Below are 17,710 nucleotides of genomic sequence, written 5' to 3'. Positions count from 1 at the left end.
GCTCGCCGCCGCCGGCCCCGACGTCCACGAAATCCAGCGGATTCGGCCGGTCCAGGGCCATGTCCACCCGGTGCAGCAGCTCGACCACCGCCTCGGCCAGTTCCGGCCCGACCAAGGGCGAGGTGCGGAAGTGGTCGGCCGGGCGCGACCCGCGGGCGAAGAAGCCCGTAGGGCCGTAGAGGGCTGCCCGCCAAGCCGAATGCCAGTCGGGGAGTGCCACTGTGTCTAATTCCACTGGGTCAACCTCATGGCCCTATGGTTCATCCCCGTGACGACAGCAGCGCCACGGACCCGGACCGTGCTGGCCCCGGTGGTCGGACTGATCGCCCTCGGCCTGGCCGCACTCATTCTGCTCGGACTCGGCGTGGGCAAGGTGGGCCCGCTCGGGGTGGCCGTCGGCGCGGCCGGCGCGCTGCTGCCGGTCGGCCCGGTCATCGCCGCGTTCCTGTGGCTCGACCGCTGGGAGCCCGAGCCGGCGAAGCTGCTCTGGGTGGCCTTCCTGTGGGGCGCCTGCGGCGCGACGATCTGCTCATTGCTGCTCAACAGCACCGCCGAGGCCTTGGGCGACATCGTGCTCGGGCACGGCGGCGGGCACACCCTCGCGGCCGTGGCCACCGCGCCGGTCGCCGAGGAGGCGGCCAAGGGCATCTTCCTGGTCGGGCTGTTGGTGTGGCGGCGGCAGGAGTTCGACGGCCTGGTCGACGGCATCGTCTACGCGGGCTTTGTCGCCACCGGCTTCGCCTTCACCGAGAACATCGAGTACTTCGGGCTGGCCTTCGTGAAGTACGGCTTCGGCGGCGCGACCGGCGGCGTGATCGGCGCCTTCGTGCTGCGCGGCGTGCTCGCCCCGTTCACGCATCCGCTGTTCACCGGCATGACCGGCATCGGCATCGGAATCGCGGCCCGCACCCGCAGCAGCAAGGTCCGGGTCATCGCGCCGCTGGTCGGGTACATCTGCGCGGTGCTGCTGCACTCGCTGTGGAACTCCTCGGCCACGCTGGGTGGCGCGAACACGTTCCTCATCGTGTACTTCCTCGTGATACTGCCGATTCTGGCCGCGACGGTGGCGGTGGTGGTCTGGCAACGACGGCGTGAGCAGCGGGTGGTGGCCGCGCAGTTGCCGGGCATGGCCGCCGCGGGCTGGATCGCCGACAGCGAGGTGTCGCTGCTGGCCAGCCTGACCGGGCGTCGAGGCTGGCGGGCGGCCGTGCGCAAGCGGGCCGGCAGCCAGGCGGCCAAGGCCGTGTCCGAGTACCAGACCGCCGCGACGGAACTGGCATTTCTGCGGGACGCCGTCGAACACGGCACCGCCGGCCCCGAGTCCGACGACCGGCAGCGCCGGCTGCTGGCCACGATGCTGGCGGCCCGGCAGGTGGCGGTGAACGCCCCGGACGCCATGCGGGCCACCCGCAATCACCTGGACGGGCGTGAGAACGGCACGGATGGGCTGCGCGCATGACCGACCCGGCCTCAGCCGTGTCGGCGGCACCCGTGAAACTAGTCACGGCCGGGAAGCTGAATCGTCAACTGCGGTTAGCCTCGTCCGGTCCGGTACCCGGCGTCTGATCGGGCCTGGAACAGCCACAAGGGAGCTCCTGTCATGACCCGCCCCGCCCGACTCGCGGTGGGCGTGGTGTCCGCCGGCAGGGTCGGTTCGGTGCTCGGCGCCGCGCTGGCCCGGGCGGGCCACGTCGTCGTAGCGGCGTCCGCCGTGTCCAAGGCGTCGGTGCGCCGGGCCGAGGAGCTGTTGCCGGACGTGCCGCTGCTGCCGCCGGACGAAGTCGCGTCGCGGTCGGACCTGGTGCTCCTGGCCGTGCCGGACGACGCCCTCGGCGGCCTCGTTCGCGGTCTGGTGGCGACGGGTTCGCTGCGCGCCGGCCAGATCGTGGTGCACACCTCCGGGGCGCACGGGGTCGACGTTCTTCGACCGGCGGCCGACGTCGGTGTGCTGCCGCTGGCGCTGCACCCGGCGATGACCTTCACCGGTCGCCCGGAGGACCTGCACCGCGTGGTGTCGTGCTGCGTCGGCGTGACGGCGAACCAGGACGACCTGGCCGGCTGGAACGTCGGCGAGGCGCTGGTCGTGGAGATGGGCGCGGAGCCGGTGCGGGTGCCCGAGGCGGTCCGCCCGCTCTATCACGCGGCGCTGACCCACGGCGCCAACCACCTGGCCACCCTGGTCACCGAATGCGTGGACCTGTTGCGCAACGCGGGCATCGAGCCGGCGGAGCGGGTGATCAGCCCGCTGCTGTCGGCGGCGCTGGACAACGCGCTGCGGCACGGGGACCGCGCCCTGACGGGCCCGGTCGCCCGCGGCGACGTCGGGACGGTCCGCAAGCACGTCACCGTGCTGCGAGAGGCTTCGCCCGACACCGTGCAGGCCTACCTGGCGCTGGCCCGCCGCACCGCGCACCGGGCCGCCGAGGCCGGCGTGCTGCGGGCGGATGCCGTGCCCGAGATCCTTTCCGTGCTCGACGAGGAGACCGAAAGATGAACCTGACCCGGACCGACTACGCGCCCGGGCAGCTGACCGTGCACTCCAGCCCGGAGAAGCTGGGCCGGGTCACCAGGGCGCTGCGTGTCGCCGGCCGCAAGGTCGTGCTGGTGCCGACCATGGGCGCGCTGCACGAGGGCCACCTGGAGCTGATCCGCCGGGCCAAGCGGTTCGCCGGCACCGTCGTGGTGGTGTCGATCTTCGTGAACCCGCTGCAGTTCGGGGCGGGCGAGGACATCGACCGCTACCCGCGGCCGCTGGAGGACGACCTGGCCAAGCTGCGCGCCGAGGGCGTGGAGCTGGCGTTCACCCCGGGCGTCGAGGACATCTACCCGGAGACGCCGCAGATCACCGTGCACGCCGGGCCGCTCGGCGACGAGCTGGAGGGCGAGGTCCGCCACGGCCACTTCGCCGGCGTGCTCACGGTGGTGGCCAAGCTGTTCAACATCGTCCGGCCGGACATGGCGTTCTTCGGGGAGAAGGACTACCAGCAGCTCACGCTGATCCGCCGGATGGTCCGCGAGCTGCACTTCGACGTGCGGGTCGTGGGCGTGCCGATCATCAGGGAGGCCGACGGCCTGGCCCTGTCCTCACGCAACGTCTACCTGTCCAAGGAGCAGCGCGAGGCCGCGGTGGCCCTGTCGGCCGCGCTCGCGGCGGGCCGGCATGCCGGCTTCGACGGCGCGGAGGCCGCGCTGAAGGCCGCCGGCGACGTGCTGGCCGCCCAGGACGGCGTGGACGTGTTCTACCTGGAGCTGCGTTCCCCCGACCTCGGCCCCGCGCCGGCGACCGGGGACGCGCGGCTGCTGGTCGCCGCCAAGGTCGGGACCACCCGGCTGATCGACAACGCCTCGGTGCAGCTCGGCGCCGTGGTCGCGAACCAGTAAGAGGGGGCGGACATGTTCCGTACGATGCTGAAGTCCAAGATCCACAGAGCCACCGTCACCCAGGCCGACCTGAACTACGTCGGCTCGGTGACCATCGACGAGGACCTGATGCAGGCGGCCGACCTGCTGCCCGGCGAGCAGGTCGCGATCGTCGACATCACCAACGGCGCCCGCCTGGAGACCTACGTCATCCCCGGCGAGCGGGGCAGCGGCGTGATCGGCATCAACGGCGCCGCCGCGCACCTGGTGCACCCCGGCGACCTCGTCATCCTCATCTCCTACGGCGTGATGGACGAGATCGAGTCCATCGCCTACCGGCCGAAGATCGTGTTCGTCGACGCCGACAACCGGATCCTCGACCGCGGCGACGATCCCGCGCACGCGCCGTTCGGCTCCGGGCTGCGCTCCGGTGGCGAGATGCACCCCGAGACCTCCGACGCGGCCCGGCTGGACGCGCTGCTGCAGGCGGAGGCGTAACCACCTGTGCTGCTGTGCGTGGACATCGGCAACACCAACATCTCCCTCGGCCTGTACCGGGGCGATGAGCTGGTGCACGACTGGCGGATGCGCACCGACGCACGGATGACCGCCGACGAGCTGGCGCTGGGCATGCGAGGCATGCTCGGCGCCTTCGCCGATCAGGTGACCGGGGTGTCGGCCCTGTCGACCGTGCCCGCGGTGCTGCGGGAGCTGCGGGTCATGCTCGGCCGCTACTACGGCGACGTGCCGCGGATCGTGGTGCAGCCCGGGGTGCGGACCGGCGTGCCGCTGCTGGTGGACAACCCCAAGGAGGTGGGCGGCGACCGGCTGGTGAACACGATGGCCGCTCACCATCTGTACGGAACCGCCTGTGTGGTGGCCGATTTCGGCACCGTCACCAACATCGACGTGTCCACTGCCAAGGGCGAGTTCCTCGGCGGCGCGTTCCTGGCCGGCGTGGAGATCTCCGCCGAGGCCCTGGCCGTCAGCGGCGCCCAGCTGCGCAAGGTGGAGGTGGCCCGCCCCCGGTCGGTGATCGGCCGCACCACCGTGGAGTGCCTGCAGTCGGGGCTGCTGTACGGCTACGCCGGCCAGGTCGACGGCCTGGTCCGGCGGATGACCCGCGAGCTGGCGGCGGCCGGCGCCGGGCCGGTGAACGTGATCGGCACCGGCGGCCTGGCGCCGGTGATCGTGCCCGAGTCGGAGACGATCCAGCACCACGTGCCCGAGTTGACCTTGCTCGGGCTGCGCCTGGTCTACGAGCGCAACGCCTCGTAGCTCCCGACGCCCTACCCCTCCACTTTTCTTCCACATGTGGCGCACATTCGACTTCAGGCGCCACATGTGCGCCACATGTGGCGAAAAAATGGGGGAGAGCGTCAAAGCCGGATGGTGCGGAGGACCTCGGTTCGTAGCGGGTAGTCGAACTCGCCGTCGGCGGTCTGCGGCTGCGACTTCAGGTACGCCAGCATCGCGTCCAGGGTCTGAGAGCGCTCCGGCTCGGCCATGGTCAGGAACAGCGAGTGCGTGCTGGCCGTGGCGACCAACGACTCCGCGGTCCGCCGCTGGGAGTGCCGGAACTCGCCATGCGTCAGCTCGCCGAACGGCCCCAGCTCCACCGGCAGGTCGATGCCCCGCTTGTTCTGCCGGTTGTCGGTCGAGGAGTGGATGCGGTCGAGGTTGCGCACCCAGTCGATGCTCAGGTCGTCGTCGTTCCACAGCCCGGCCAGCACGCCGCCGGGGCGCAGCACACGGCCGATCTCCGGCAGCGCCTTCTCGTGGTCGAACCAGTGCAGGGCCTGCCCGACCAGCACCGCGTCCACGGAGGCGTCCGGCAGCGGGATCTGCTCGGCGGTGCCGGCCATCGCCGTGACCTCCGGCATCAGCACCGCCAGCTCGCCCCGCATCGCGTCGTCCGGCTCGACGGCGACGACCTCCAGCCCGAGTCCGGTGATCACCGCGGTCAGCTTTCCCGTGCCGGCGGCCAGATCCAGCACCTTCGGCCGGTCGGCGGTGACGGGTTCGAGCGCCCAGCGGACCGCGTCGACGGGATAGTCGGGGCGGTGTTCCGCGTAGTCGGCCGCCCGGCTGCCGAACGAGGACGCCCGCCTGGAGATCAACTCATCGCGTGCCATGGCCTCGAAGTTATCCGGTTCGTGGTAACGGCGGGTGAGTCCGTAACCTTGTGAGCCGTGACCGAACACAACCCTTCCCATTCCGCCACGGACGACGACCTCCCCGAGCAGCTCCGCATCCGCCGGGAGAAGCGTGAGCGGATGCTGGAACGGGGGGTGTCGCCCTATCCGGTCGAGCTGCCGCGCACCCACACGCTGCGCGAGGTCCGTGAATCGCACACGGATCTGGCCCCGGACACCGCGACCGGCGACATCGTCGGCGTCACCGGCCGTGTCATGTTCGTCCGCAACACCGGCAAGCTGTGCTTCGCCACGTTGCGTGAGGGTGACGGAACCGAACTCCAGGCGATGCTGAGCCTCGCGCAGGTCGGCGAAGAGGCCCTTTCCGACTGGAAGTCCACGGTCGACCTGGGCGATCACGTATTTGTTCACGGTGAGGTCATCACCTCCCGCCGCGGCGAACTCTCGGTGATGGCCGACGAGTGGCGGATGGCGGCCAAGTCCGTTCGCCCGCTGCCGGTGGCGCACAAGGAGCTGGCCGAGGAAACGCGCATTCGGCAGCGTTACGTCGACCTGATCCTGCGGCCGCAGGCGATGGAGACCGTCCGCACAAGGGCGGGCGTTGTGCGATCGCTGCGTGAATCGTTCCACGGCCGGGGTTTCCTCGAAGTCGAGACGCCCATGCTGCAAACGTTGCAGGGCGGCGCCACCGCTCGTCCGTTCGTCACGCACTCGAACGCGCTCGGCATTGACCTGTTCCTGCGGATCGCGCCGGAGCTTTACCTCAAGCGCTGTGTGGTCGGCGGTATCGAGAAGGTCTTCGAGATCAACAGGAACTTCCGGAACGAGGGATCCGACTCCTCGCACTCGCCGGAGTTCGCGATGCTCGAGTTCTACCAGGCTTATGGCACCTACGACTCGATGGCCGTGCTGACCAGGCAGCTCATCCAGGAGGCGGCGCAGGCCGTGCTGGGCACGCAGGTCGTGACGCTGGCCGAGGGCGGCGAGTACGACCTGTCCGGCGAGTGGACCACGCTGACCATGTACGAGTCACTGTCCGAGGCGCTGGACTCGGAGATCACCCCGCAGACCCCGGCCGAGCTGCTGCGCAAGCACGCCGACGCGCGCGGGCTGGAGGTGGATCCGAAGCTCGGGCACGGAAAGCTCGTCGAAGAACTGTGGGAGCACCTGGTCGGCGACCACCTGCACGAGCCGACATTCGTGCGCGATTTCCCGGTGGAGACCTCGCCGCTGACCCGCGAGCACCGGGATACGCCGGGACTGGCCGAGAAGTGGGACCTCTACGTCCGCGGATTCGAGCTGGCCACCGGTTACTCCGAGCTGGTCGATCCGGTGGTCGAGCGGGAGCGCCTGGTGGCCCAGGCGCGGCTGGCCGCGGCCGGCGACGCCGAGGCGATGCCGGTGGATGAGGACTTTCTGCGTTCGTTGGAGTACGGAATGCCACCGAGCGGTGGTGTCGGAATGGGCATCGATCGGCTGCTGATGGCGCTCACCGGTCTCGGTATCCGGGAGACGATCCTGTTCCCACTCGTGCGACCCGAATGAGGTGTTTCGGCGGCTGCCATTGACGGGGCGCGTTAGATATGCGCTAATCTGTCCTCAAGGCAGATTTCCGGGCAGCCGCCGATACCGTTTCCGCGGCGTACTTGGTGTAGGAGGCCGCTCATGGCGCAGAAGGTGACTGTCGCCCTGATCGACGACCTTGACGGGTCCGAGGCCAGTGAGACTCTCGAGTTCGCTCTCGATGGCGTGGCGTACCAGATCGATCTTTCCGCCGGCAATGCGAACAAGTTGCGCGACGGATTGGCGTCATTCGTCGCATCGGCCCGCCGTTCCGGTGGCCGCAAGCGTGTCGCCGGCCGTCCACTCGGCGGCGTGAGCAAGGCGCGTCCCGCCGCCGCGGACCGCGAGCAGAACCAGGCCATTCGGGAATGGGCGCGCAAGCAGGGCATGAAGGTCTCCGACCGCGGCCGCATCCCGGCCGAGGTGCTGGACGCCTACCACCAGCAGGCCTGAACGCCGAGCTTTCTGCCGAGGGGCCGTCCGCGAGGGCGGCCCCTCGAGTTGTCCACAGGCCCGCCCAACTCCAAGATCGACACCCCGTTCCGTTGGTAAAATGGGCCGGGGGACAGCCCCCTGGGTTGGGTGGGCCGTGGCTCTTCCTCCTCGTGACTGCGGTTAGGCTAACCAAAGTCGGAGGGGAGGGCAGGTGGGCGCACTCGCGCGGCGACGTCGTCGCCGCATCGTCGGGCTCCTCGTCCTGGTCGGGTTGGCCGCGGCGGCGGGCTTGGCCAGCATCGCGATCGGCTCCAAGCCCATCGGCCTCGACGGCGTCTGGCACGGCCTGGTCGCGCCGACCGGCACCGAGAACGACATCATCATCCGCTCGCTACGCGTCCCACGGACCGAGCTGGCGGTGCTGGCCGGCATCGCGCTGGGCGTGGCGGGCTCGCTGATCCAGGGCCACACCCGCAACCCGCTGGCCGACCCGGGTCTGCTGGGCGTCACCAGCGGCGCGGCCTTCGCCGTGGTGGTGGGCATCTTCGCGTTCGGTATGACCAGCCTGTACAGCTACGTCTGGCTGGCCTTCCTCGGCGCGGTCGTCACGACCGGCCTGGTGTTCCTGCTCGGCAGCGCCGGCCGGGGCGGCCCGACGCCGCTGACGCTGGCGCTGGCCGGGGCGGCGGTGAGCGCGCTGATGGTCGGCCTGATCTCCGCCATGGCCGTGATCGACCAGCAGAGCCTGGAGGCGTTCCGGTTCTGGCGGGTCGGCGCGGTCGCCGGCCGCGACCCGGTGGTCATCGGGCAGGTGCTGCCGTTCCTGGCCGTGGGCCTGGTCCTGGCGCTGGCCAACGCCCCCGGCCTGAACGCGCTGTCGCTGGGCGAGGACGTGGCCCGGTCCATCGGCCAGCACGTGACGCGGACCCGGCTGCTCGGCATCGTCGCGATCACGCTGCTCACCGGCGGCGCGGTCGCCGCGTGCGGGCCGATTGGCTTCGTCGGGCTGGTGGTGCCGCACGTGGCCCGGTTCATCACGGGACCGGACCACCGCTGGCTGCTGCCCTACTCGGGACTGATCGGCGCGGTGCTGCTGCTGGTCGCCGACATCATCGGACGGGTGATCGCCTGGCCGAGCGAACTCCAGGTGGGCATTGTGCTGGCGTTGATCGGGGCGCCGGTGTTCGTGGGCATCGTGCGGCGCAAGCGGATGGTGCGGCTGTGACGGCGCTGCAGGGCCTGCGGCTCGGCCCGGTCGGCCTGAGGTTCCGGCTGCGGCCGCTGGTGGTGCCGCTGGTGGCCCTGGCCATCACGGTTTTGGTGGTGGCGCTGAACATCCGCCTCGGCGACTTCCCGATGACCGTCGGCGACGTGCTGCGCGTGCTGTTCGGCGGCGGCGACGCGGCGGAGCAGTACATCGTCTTCGACCTGCGGCTGCCGCGGACGCTGACCGGCCTGCTGATCGGGGCCGCGTTCGGCGTGTCCGGCGCGATCACGCAGGCGATCTCCCGCAATCCGCTGGCCAGCCCCGACGTCCTCGGCGTCACGCCCGGCGCCTCGGCCGGCGCGGTGGGTGTGATCGTGCTGGCCAGCACCTACGGCGGCGCGGCCACCATCGCCGCCGCGATCGGCCTGCCGGTGGCGGCGCTGATCGGCGGCCTGCTGTCGGCCGCCCTGGTCTACGTCCTGGCGTGGCGGCGTGGCGTCGACGGCTACCGGCTGGTGCTGGTCGGCATCGGCGTGCAGGCCTTCATGCTCAACCTCACGTACTGGCTGCTCACCATCGGCGACATCAGCCAGGCCGGGCAGGCGCTGGTGTGGATCACCGGCAGCCTCAACGGCCGCAGCTGGTCCGACCTGGTGCCGGTGGCCGTCGCGCTGGCCGTGTTCCTGCCGTTGTCGCTGGTCGGGGCGCATGTGCTCGGGGCGCTCCAGTTCGACGACGACACCGTGCGCAATCTCGGGGTCCGGGTGGAGCTGAGCCGGTTCGCGCTGATCCTCATCGCGGTCATCCTGGCCGCCATCGCGACGGCGGCGGCCGGCCCGGTGTTCTTCGTCGCCCTGGCCACGCCGCAGATCGCCCAGCGGCTCGCCGGCACGGCCCGGCCGCCGCTGGTGGCCTCGGCGGTCATCGGGGCGCTGCTGGTCAGCGTCTCCGATCTGATCGCCCGCACGACGTTCGGCATCGAGCTGCCGGTCGGCGTCGTCACGGCCGTGCTCGGCGCGCCCTACCTGATGTTCCTGATCATTCGCAAGCGCCGGGAGGTGCGGGCGTGACGCCACGACTGCGGGCCGAGTCGCTTCAGCTCGGCTACGGCGACTCGCTGGTCGTCGACGGGCTGGACCTGGACGTCGTCGGCGGCACGATCACCGCCGTGATCGGCCCTAACGGCTGCGGAAAGTCCACGCTGCTGCGGGCCATGGGACGGCTGCTGGCACCGCGGGGCGGGCAGGTGCTGCTGGACGGCAAGCGGATCGACAGGATGCCGACCCGCGAGGTTGCCAAGCTGCTCGGCGTGCTGCCGCAGTCGCCGCAGGCCCCCGAGGGACTGACCGTCGCCGATCTCGGGTCATGCTGATCTAGTTGAGAGGTGCGGGCGTGACGCCCACGAATGCGGGACCGAGTCGATTCAGCTCGGATACGGCGACTCGCTGGTCGTCGACGGGCTGGACCTGGACGTCGTCGGCGGCACGATCACCGCCGTGATCGGCCCTAACGGCTGCGGAAAGTCCACGCTGCTGCGGGCCATGGGACGGCTGCTGGCACCGCGGGGCGGGCAGGTGCTGCTGGACGGCAAGCGGATCGACAGGATGCCGACCCGCGAGGTTGCCAAGCTGCTCGGCGTGCTGCCGCAGTCGCCGCAGGCCCCCGAGGGACTGACCGTCGCCGATCTCGTCGCCCGCGGCCGGCACCCGCACCAGGCCTGGTACCGGCAGTGGTCCTCGGACGACCACGCCGCCATCGACGAGGCGCTGGCCATGACCGGCATGACCGAGTTAGCCGACCGGACCCTCGACCAGCTCTCCGGCGGCCAGCGGCAGCGGGCGTGGATCTCCATGGCGCTGGCCCAGGGCACCGAGCTGCTGCTGCTCGACGAGCCCACCACGTATCTCGACCTGGCCCACCAGGTCGACGTGTTGGACCTGGTGCAGCGCCTGCACAGCGAGCTCGGCCGGACCGTCGTGATGGTGCTGCACGACCTCAACCTCGCCGCCCGCTACGCCGACCGGCTCGTCGCCCTGCGGGCCGGCAAGGTCGTCGCCCAGGGCCGTCCGCACGACGTGCTGACCGAGGACCTGCTCCGCGACGTCTTCGACCTGGAGGCCAAGGTCATCGACGACCCCGTCGCCGGCACCCCGCTCGTCGTCCCCATCGGCACCCGTCACCGCACGTGACCCCGCCACCGCACGTAATCCCCGCTGCCAGCCCATATCCCCCGATCGAGGTCCCTGATGCCACATGAGCTCCACATGTGGCATCAGAGGCCACGTGTGGAGCTCATGTGGTTTAAGGGGCCACCCGGTCGGGCGGACCGACCGGGTGGTGGCTCGCCGACTCCCCCACGGATCCCGGCGAGCCGAGGGCATCAGGCTTCGACGAGCTCCGGCTGCCGTGCCGGCTCGACCTCGTCGGCCTTGGGCTTGCGCAGGCCGCTGATCGACACGGTGGCGATCAGGCCGAGCAGGGCCACGCCGGTCACCACGGCCAGAGCCGGGTGGTAGCTGGCGATGACCTCGGCGGTGGTCCGGGGCGTGGCGGCGTTGAGCACCGCGGTCACCACGGCCAGCGCGATGGCCCCGCCGACCTGGAAGGACGTCTGCACGAGGCCGGCGGCCAGGCCCTGCTCGTCGTCGGAGACGCCGGTGGTGGCCTGCATGTTCAGCGCCGGGAAGGACAGCGCGAAGCCGACACCCAGCAGGATCATGCTGGGCAGGATGGCGATCGCGTAGTTCGGGTTGGCGTCGATCTGCAGGAACAGCCCGTACGCCACCACGAAGGCGGCCAGCCCGACCGCGATGACCCGGCCGTTGCCGAAGCGGTTGACCAGAGCGCCGGTGCGCGGCCCGCCGAAGGCGACGATCAGGCCGGCCGGCAGGAACGCGAGCGCCATGCTCAGCGGCGACCAGTGCAGCAGCGACTGCATGTAGATGGTGCCGATGAACTGGAAGCCGGCGTAGGAGCCGAACACGGCCATCGCGGTCAGGTCGGCCGCCAGCACGTTCTTGTTCCGCAGGATGCCCAGGCGCAGCAGCGGGTGCGCGACCCGGCTCTCGATCACCACGAAGGCGACCACCAGGGCGATCACCACCGCGAACGAGCCGAGGGTGAGTGGCGAGGCCCAGCCGATCTCGGAGGCCGACACGACCGTGTAGACGAGCAGCAGCAGCGCGAGCGTGCTGGTCGCGGCGCCCAGTACGTCGTAGCCCTGTCGCGGGCCGTCGGGACGGCCGTGGTTGGGGATGAGCTTGATGCCCAGCAGCAGCACCAGCACGGCGATGGGGGCCGGCATCAGGAAGGTCCAGCGCCAGCCGACCTCGGTCATCAGGCCGCCGAGGATCAGGCCGGAGGAGAAGCCGCTGGCCCCGAACGCCGTGTAGATGGACAGGGCGCGGTTGCGGGCGGGGCCCTCGGGGAACGTGGTGGTGATGATCGACAGGCCGGCCGGGGCGGTGAACGCGGCGGCGGCGCCCTTGATGAAGCGGGCGGCGATCAGCAGCGTCGGGTCGTCGACCAGGCCGCCGAGCAGCGAGGCGCCGGCGAACACGCCCAGCGCGATCAGCAGCACGCGACGGCGGCCGAGCAGGTCGGCGGTGCGCCCGCCCAGCAGCAGGAAGCCGCCGTAGCCGAGCACGTAGCCGCTGATCACCCACTGCAGCGACGAGGTGGACATGTGCAGCTCGGAGCCGATCGAGGGCAGCGCGACGCCGACCATGGAGACGTCGAGGCCGTCCAGGAAGAGCACGCCGCACAGCAGCATCAGCGCCGCCCACAGGCTGGCGGGCCAGCGCGCGCCGGGCTGGGCGGACAGGACGGGTGTTGCGGGTGTGGTCACGTCCAGCAACACTACATGCAGCTGCATCTAATGCAAGAGGATTTAATGCGTTGGAATTTTATGACGGTGGGGACTAAGATGCGGGACGTGACCGAGAACGAGCTCGTCAGCACCTGGCGCGACCTGCTTGGGCGCTACCACGCCACGTGGTGCACGCTCGATCGTGAGCTGCGCGAGGGGCACGGCCTGGGGGCCAGCGAGTTCGAGGTGCTCGACCAGCTCGCCGAGAGCTGCTGCGACAAGCCGTCCGTGCGCATGCAGGAGCTCGGCAAGAGCGTCCAGCTCAGCCAGAGCGCCCTGTCCCGGGTCGTCGCCCGCCTTGAGGCCGACGGTCTGGTCACCCGGGCGCTGTGCGCCGACGACCGCCGCGGCATCTACGTCGAGCTGACGGAGAACGGTCGCGCCCGGCACGCCGCCGCGGCCCCCACGCACCGCTCGGTGCTGGCCGCCAAACTGAGCTGAGCCTGTCCGAATTTCACCCTTTTGGTGACCCCGCTCACAGTGAAAGTCAGCTGATGGTGGCTTGTTCGCGGTAAGCGGACAATGGGAATCTGCCTGTCAGAACCCACGTTGTGCCATGCGTCAGGGCGCTCGCGGGGTCTGCGGCTGCGAGCGGCACTGAGAGCAACGGGTCCGCCTACTACAGTGGACCCCAGGTGCTGACCCCACCGGCGAGGTCATGGGTGGGTGGAGGACCGCCGACGCAGCTGTCAGGGAGTGCATATGTTCGAGAGGTTCACCGACCGCGCGAGGCGGGTGGTCGTCCTGGCTCAAGAAGAGGCCAGGATGCTCAACCACAACTACATCGGCACCGAGCACATCCTCCTGGGTCTGATCCACGAGGGTGAGGGTGTCGCCGCCAAGGCGCTGGAGTCGCTGGGCATCGCCCTCGAGGGCGTTCGCCAGCAGGTGGAAGAGATCATCGGTCAGGGTCAGCAGGCGCCGAGCGGGCACATCCCGTTCACGCCCCGGGCCAAGAAGGTGCTTGAGCTGTCGCTGCGCGAAGCGCTGCAGCTCGGCCACAACTACATCGGCACCGAGCACATCCTGCTCGGACTGATCCGCGAGGGCGAGGGCGTGGCCGCCCAGGTCCTGGTCAAGCTGGGCGCGGACCTCAACCGCGTCCGCCAGCAGGTGCTTCAGCTGCTGTCCGGCTACCAGGGCAAGGAGCCGGCCGAGGCCGGCGGCCGCGGCGAGGGCACTCCGTCCTCCTCGCTCGTGCTGGACCAGTTCGGCCGCAATCTCACCGCGCTTGCCCGCGAGGGCAAGGTGGACCCGGTCATCGGCCGGGCCAAGGAGATCGAGCGGGTCATGCAGGTGCTCTCGCGCCGGACCAAGAACAACCCGGTGCTCATCGGCGAGCCGGGCGTCGGCAAGACCGCCGTCGTCGAGGGCCTTGCCCAGATGATCGTCAAGGGCGAGGTGCCCGAGACGCTCAAGGACAAGCAGCTCTACACCCTCGACCTGGGCTCGCTGGTCGCCGGCTCCCGCTACCGCGGTGACTTCGAGGAGCGCCTCAAGAAGGTGCTCAAGGAGATCCGCACCCGCGGCGACATCATCCTGTTCATCGACGAGATCCACACCCTGGTCGGCGCGGGCGCCGCCGAGGGTGCGATCGACGCCGCCAGCATCCTCAAGCCGATGCTGGCCCGCGGCGAGCTCCAGACCATCGGCGCGACCACCCTCGACGAGTACCGCAAGTACGTCGAGAAGGACCCGGCCCTTGAGCGCCGGTTCCAGCCGATCCAGGTCGGCGAGCCGACGCTGGAGCAGACCATCGAGATCCTCAAGGGTCTGCGCGACCGGTACGAGGCGCACCACCGCGTCTCGATCACCGACTCGGCGCTGGTGGCCGCGGCCACGCTGGCCGACCGGTACATCAACGACCGGTTCCTGCCGGACAAGGCGATCGACCTGATCGACGAGGCCGGCGCCCGGATGCGTATCCGCCGCATGACCGCGCCGCCGGACCTGCGCGAGTTCGACGAGAAGATCGCCGACGTGCGCCGGGACAAGGAGTCCGCGATCGACGCGCAGGACTTCGAGCGGGCCGCGAAGCTGCGTGACCAGGAGAAGCAGCTGCTCGCCCAGAAGGCCGAGCGCGAGAAGCAGTGGAAGGACGGCGACCTCGACGTCGTCGCCGAGGTCGACGACGAGCAGATCGCGGAGGTGCTGGCCAACTGGACCGGCATCCCCGTCTTCAAGCTCACCGAGGAGGAGACCACCCGTCTGCTCCGCATGGAGGACGAGGTCCACAAGCGGATCATCGGCCAGGAGGAGGCCGTCAAGGCCGTCTCCAAGGCGATCCGCCGGACGCGCGCCGGTCTGAAGGACCCCAAGCGCCCCTCGGGCTCGTTCATCTTCGCCGGCCCGTCCGGTGTCGGTAAGACCGAGCTGTCCAAGGCGCTGGCCAACTTCCTGTTCGGCGACGACGACGCGCTCATCCAGATCGACATGGGCGAGTTCCACGACCGGTACACCGCGTCCCGACTGTTCGGTGCGCCTCCCGGCTACGTGGGCTACGAGGAGGGCGGCCAGCTCACCGAGAAGGTGCGCCGCAAGCCGTTCTCGGTGGTGCTGTTCGACGAGATCGAGAAGGCGCACCAGGAGGTGTACAACACGCTGCTCCAGGTGCTGGAGGACGGCCGCCTGACCGACGGCCAGGGCCGCACGGTGGACTTCAAGAACACCGTGATCATCTTCACCTCCAACCTGGGCACGCAGGACATCTCCAAGGCCGTCGGGCTGGGCTTCTCCGGCGGTGGTGTCGAGGGCTCGAACTACGAGCGGATGAAGATCAAGGTCAACGACGAGCTGAAGAAGCATTTCCGCCCGGAGTTCCTCAACCGCATCGACGACATCATCGTGTTCCACCAGCTGACCCAGGACGAGATCATCAAGATGGTCGACCTGATGGCCACGCGCGTCGAGGCCCAGCTGAAGAACAAGGACATGTCGCTGGAGCTGACCCCGCTGGCCAAGGCTCTGCTGGCCAAGCGCGGCTTCGACCCGGTGCTGGGCGCGCGGCCGCTGCGTCGCACGATCCAGCGCGAGATCGAGGACCAGCTGTCGGAGAAGATCCTGTTCGGGGAGCTGCAGCCCGGCCAGATCATCCTCTGCGACGTGGAGGGCTGGGACGGCACCGGCTCCGACGACAAGGCGCACTTCGTGTTCCGCGGCGAGACCCGTCCGCTGCGGATCCCGGACGCCCCGCCGGTCGGCCTGGCCGCCCACGGTGGCGACGCCGTGCAGGAGTTCGACGGCGAGTGACGCAGTTCTGCTGAGTCAAGGCTGAAGACAAAGGGCGGTTTCCCGGGTTCGCCGGGGAACCGCCCTTTGTCGTGTTCAATGGATGGTGTGGCCAGCAGCGTGCGAACCCGTGCACCCCGCCGGGCGCCCGCCTACCTGGACGAAGGTCGGCGACGGGTCGGCGGCACGCCGCTGACCTTCCTGCTCTGCCTGCTCACCGCGGCCGTGATCGCCATGGTCGCGCTGCGGCTGCTCGGCATCGACGGCGACCACGTCATGGTGGTGCTGCTGGCCGGCACTCCGTTCGCGGCCGGCGGCGGGGCGCTGCTGGTGCTGTTCTCCATGCTGTTCCGGCGCTGGGCCGTCGCCGCGGTGGCGCTGGCCTTCACCGCCTGCCTGGTCGCCGCCATCGCCCCTCGGTCCTTCACCGCACCCCGGTCGCTCGGCACCGGGCCCACCGTGCGGGCGCTGAGCGTGGACCTGGCCCAGGGCCGGGCCAACGCCGCCAGCGTCGTCGCCCTGATTCGGGACCAGCACGTCGACGTCGTGGCGTTCCAGGAGCTCACTCCTTCGTCGGCGACCGCCCTCAACGCCGCCGGCCTCTCCGCCGAGCTGCCGTCCCAGCTGTTCGCCCCCGGTGACGGCCCCACCGGCTCCGGCCTCGCCTCCCGGTACCCGCTGCAATCCGTCACCATCGACCCGCCGACCACCTTTCCCCAGGTCAGCGCCCGGGTGTCGCTGCCGCAGCAGCGGACCGTCCAGATCGAGTCCGTGCACGTGCGGCCGCCGACCGACGACAACACCACCGACACGTGGAAACGGGAGCTCGACGCCCTGCCCGACCCCGTCGACGGCACCCCGCCGATGGTCCTTGCCGGCGACTTCAACGCCACCGTCGACCACGCCGGGCTGCGATCCGCCCTGGTCAGCGGCTACACCGACGCCGCATCCCAGGTCGGCCAGGGCCTGCAGCCCACCTGGCCCACCGACGGCTCCCTGCCGCCCCTGCTGCCCATCGACCACGTCCTGGTCGACAAGCGCTGCCCCGTCGACTCCTTCGCCACCTTCGCCGTGCCCGGCGGCGACCACAAGGCCGTGCTGACCCAGTTCGTTGTGGGCCCACAGGTCTGACATGCTCCCGGCGTCTACGCCGACGACAACGGCCATGTCGCCGCGGACTGGACCGGCAACGCCGACTGCACGTCGTTCACGGTGCTGTCGAACGCCCCGGGGCATGGCTTGGACGCGTTTCCCGCCATCGCCATGCCCGACGGCTCGGTGATCGGCGGCGGGCAGGGCGACGACAAGAAGTCGACCCCGCTGCTGTGGACCTCCGACGACGGCGGCAGGACCGTGGCGGCCGTGCAGTTGCCGCCGGTCAACGGCATGGTCGGCCCGATGGCGGCGAGCGCCAGCACGATCGTGGCCGTCGAGCAATGGGCCGAGGACAATGGCGTCGGCACCTGGCGCTCGACCGATGGCGGCCGCAGCTGGCAGCTGACCAAGCTGGCCACCGGCGACGTGAAGCCGCTCATCAAACGCCTGCTGCAGACCGCGCGGGGTTGGCTGATGGTCGGCACCGGCTTGGACAGCAATCTGTTCCTGGCCAGCAGTTCGGACGGCATCGCCTGGCACGTGCTGGACACCTCCAAGCTGAGCGCCCGCGAGGTCAGCGACGCCACCGTCGCCAAGTCGGACGACGTGGTGATCATCGGCGAGGCCCCGACCGACGGCAGTCAGTTCGGCTGTGGCGCGGCGTGGATCGGCGCCGCGGACTCGCTGCGCCGTGTCGACCTCGGCTGCGACGAGCAGCCCAGGGCGACCGCCGCCCTGGCCGACGGGCGGGTGATCGTCGTCGGCACGTCCTCGGTGTGGGTCAGGGCTTGAGCCGTG

General features: G+C 70.4%; 16 protein-coding genes and 2 pseudogenes. 15 read left to right on the top strand and 3 right to left on the bottom strand.

The window, feature by feature from the left end:
- Positions 1–235 (bottom strand): annotated as a pseudogene (locus KUTG_RS61620) (hypothetical protein); the annotation flags it as partial.
- Between the two features lie 63 nt (positions 236–298).
- Here KUTG_RS61620 and KUTG_RS24590 point away from each other — a divergent pair.
- The 5 genes from KUTG_RS24590 (at position 299) to KUTG_RS24570 (ending at position 4,638) form a co-directional block, all read left to right on the top strand.
- Positions 299–1,459, top strand: coding sequence for a PrsW family intramembrane metalloprotease (locus KUTG_RS24590; RefSeq protein WP_052395364.1), 1,161 nt, complete (start codon positions 299–301; stop codon positions 1,457–1,459).
- Positions 1,460–1,600: 141 nt separating this feature from the next.
- Complete coding sequence (locus tag KUTG_RS24585) at positions 1,601–2,494, top strand: Rossmann-like and DUF2520 domain-containing protein (protein WP_043719940.1); 894 nt, start codon at positions 1,601–1,603, stop codon at positions 2,492–2,494.
- A complete protein-coding gene (gene panC, locus KUTG_RS24580) occupies positions 2,491–3,381 on the top strand; it encodes a pantoate--beta-alanine ligase (RefSeq protein ID WP_043719938.1) in 891 nt (296 codons plus the stop codon). The genes KUTG_RS24585 and panC overlap by 4 nt, the downstream gene beginning before the upstream one ends.
- 12 nt (positions 3,382–3,393) lie before the next feature.
- Positions 3,394–3,858, top strand: coding sequence for an aspartate 1-decarboxylase (gene panD / locus KUTG_RS24575; protein WP_043719935.1), 465 nt, complete (start codon positions 3,394–3,396; stop codon positions 3,856–3,858).
- 6 nt (positions 3,859–3,864) lie between these two features.
- On the top strand, positions 3,865–4,638 hold the full coding sequence (locus KUTG_RS24570; RefSeq protein ID WP_043719932.1) for a type III pantothenate kinase: 774 nt from the start codon (positions 3,865–3,867) through the stop codon (positions 4,636–4,638).
- A 101-nt stretch (positions 4,639–4,739) separates the two neighbouring features.
- Here the strand turns inward: KUTG_RS24570 and KUTG_RS24565 are convergent, their stop codons facing one another.
- Positions 4,740–5,495, bottom strand: coding sequence for a class I SAM-dependent methyltransferase (locus KUTG_RS24565; protein ID WP_043719930.1), 756 nt, complete (start codon positions 5,493–5,495; stop codon positions 4,740–4,742).
- Positions 5,496–5,552: 57 nt separating this feature from the next.
- Between KUTG_RS24565 and lysS the strand changes: the two genes are divergently transcribed.
- From lysS to KUTG_RS24535, 6 genes and pseudogenes are all read left to right on the top strand, one after another.
- Positions 5,553–7,061: a lysine--tRNA ligase gene (gene lysS, locus KUTG_RS24560; protein ID WP_043719929.1), complete on the top strand. Its 1,509-nt coding sequence runs from the start codon at positions 5,553–5,555 to the stop codon at positions 7,059–7,061.
- Between the two features lie 120 nt (positions 7,062–7,181).
- The gene (locus KUTG_RS24555) at positions 7,182–7,532 is read left to right on the top strand and encodes a histone-like nucleoid-structuring protein Lsr2 (RefSeq protein ID WP_043719927.1); all 351 of its coding nucleotides are present in this window, start codon (positions 7,182–7,184) and stop codon (positions 7,530–7,532) included.
- 193 nt (positions 7,533–7,725) lie between these two features.
- Positions 7,726–8,739: a FecCD family ABC transporter permease gene (locus KUTG_RS24550; protein WP_043719925.1), complete on the top strand. Its 1,014-nt coding sequence runs from the start codon at positions 7,726–7,728 to the stop codon at positions 8,737–8,739.
- A complete protein-coding gene (locus KUTG_RS24545; protein WP_043719923.1) occupies positions 8,736–9,791 on the top strand; it encodes a FecCD family ABC transporter permease in 1,056 nt (351 codons plus the stop codon). Before KUTG_RS24550 ends, KUTG_RS24545 begins: the two co-directional genes overlap by 4 nt.
- Positions 9,788–10,069 (top strand): annotated as a pseudogene (locus tag KUTG_RS24540) (ATP-binding cassette domain-containing protein); the annotation flags it as partial. The gene KUTG_RS24545 and the pseudogene KUTG_RS24540, both read left to right, overlap by 4 nt.
- A gap of 73 nt (positions 10,070–10,142) precedes the next feature.
- On the top strand, positions 10,143–10,910 hold the full coding sequence (locus KUTG_RS24535) for an ABC transporter ATP-binding protein (RefSeq protein ID WP_043719922.1): 768 nt from the start codon (positions 10,143–10,145) through the stop codon (positions 10,908–10,910).
- Positions 10,911–11,101: 191 nt separating this feature from the next.
- On the opposite strand, the gene KUTG_RS24530 is transcribed toward KUTG_RS24535, so the two are convergent.
- On the bottom strand, positions 11,102–12,493 hold the full coding sequence (locus KUTG_RS24530) for an MFS transporter (RefSeq protein WP_232241482.1): 1,392 nt from the start codon (positions 12,491–12,493) through the stop codon (positions 11,102–11,104).
- A gap of 153 nt (positions 12,494–12,646) precedes the next feature.
- Between KUTG_RS24530 and KUTG_RS24525 the strand changes: the two genes are divergently transcribed.
- From KUTG_RS24525 to KUTG_RS24510, 4 genes are all read left to right on the top strand, one after another.
- Positions 12,647–13,030, top strand: coding sequence for a MarR family winged helix-turn-helix transcriptional regulator (locus KUTG_RS24525; RefSeq protein ID WP_043719919.1), 384 nt, complete (start codon positions 12,647–12,649; stop codon positions 13,028–13,030).
- A 261-nt stretch (positions 13,031–13,291) separates the two neighbouring features.
- Positions 13,292–15,838, top strand: a complete 2,547-nt coding sequence (locus KUTG_RS24520; RefSeq protein ID WP_043719918.1) for an ATP-dependent Clp protease ATP-binding subunit — start codon at positions 13,292–13,294, stop codon at positions 15,836–15,838.
- A 99-nt stretch (positions 15,839–15,937) separates the two neighbouring features.
- On the top strand, positions 15,938–16,948 hold the full coding sequence (locus KUTG_RS24515) for an endonuclease/exonuclease/phosphatase family protein (protein WP_232240922.1): 1,011 nt from the start codon (positions 15,938–15,940) through the stop codon (positions 16,946–16,948).
- Positions 16,949–17,029: 81 nt separating this feature from the next.
- On the top strand, positions 17,030–17,704 hold the full coding sequence (locus KUTG_RS24510) for a beta propeller repeat protein (RefSeq protein WP_157494739.1): 675 nt from the start codon (positions 17,030–17,032) through the stop codon (positions 17,702–17,704).
- Positions 17,705–17,710: the final 6 nt, after the last annotated feature.

It is taken from the genome of Kutzneria sp. 744, assembly GCF_000568255.1.
Lineage (GTDB): Bacteria > Actinomycetota > Actinomycetes > Mycobacteriales > Pseudonocardiaceae > Kutzneria.
This window is presented reverse-complemented; position numbering and strand designations above follow the sequence as displayed.

Bases quoted from the DNA above. Each gene is read 5' to 3' on its own strand.
- KUTG_RS24585 (WP_043719940.1), top strand. From the start codon at position 1,601: ATGACCCGCCCCGCCCGACTCGCGGTGGGCGTGGTGTCCGCCGGCAGG.
- panC (WP_043719938.1), top strand. From the start codon at position 2,491: ATGAACCTGACCCGGACCGACTACGCGCCCGGGCAGCTGACCGTGCAC.
- panD (WP_043719935.1), top strand. From the start codon at position 3,394: ATGTTCCGTACGATGCTGAAGTCCAAGATCCACAGAGCCACCGTCACC.
- KUTG_RS24565 (WP_043719930.1), bottom strand. From the start codon at position 5,495: ATGGCACGCGATGAGTTGATCTCCAGGCGGGCGTCCTCGTTCGGCAGC.
- KUTG_RS24555 (WP_043719927.1), top strand. From the start codon at position 7,182: ATGGCGCAGAAGGTGACTGTCGCCCTGATCGACGACCTTGACGGGTCC.
- KUTG_RS24530 (WP_232241482.1), bottom strand. From the start codon at position 12,493: ATGCTGCTGTGCGGCGTGCTCTTCCTGGACGGCCTCGACGTCTCCATG.
- KUTG_RS24525 (WP_043719919.1), top strand. From the start codon at position 12,647: ATGCGGGACGTGACCGAGAACGAGCTCGTCAGCACCTGGCGCGACCTG.
- KUTG_RS24520 (WP_043719918.1), top strand. From the start codon at position 13,292: ATGTTCGAGAGGTTCACCGACCGCGCGAGGCGGGTGGTCGTCCTGGCT.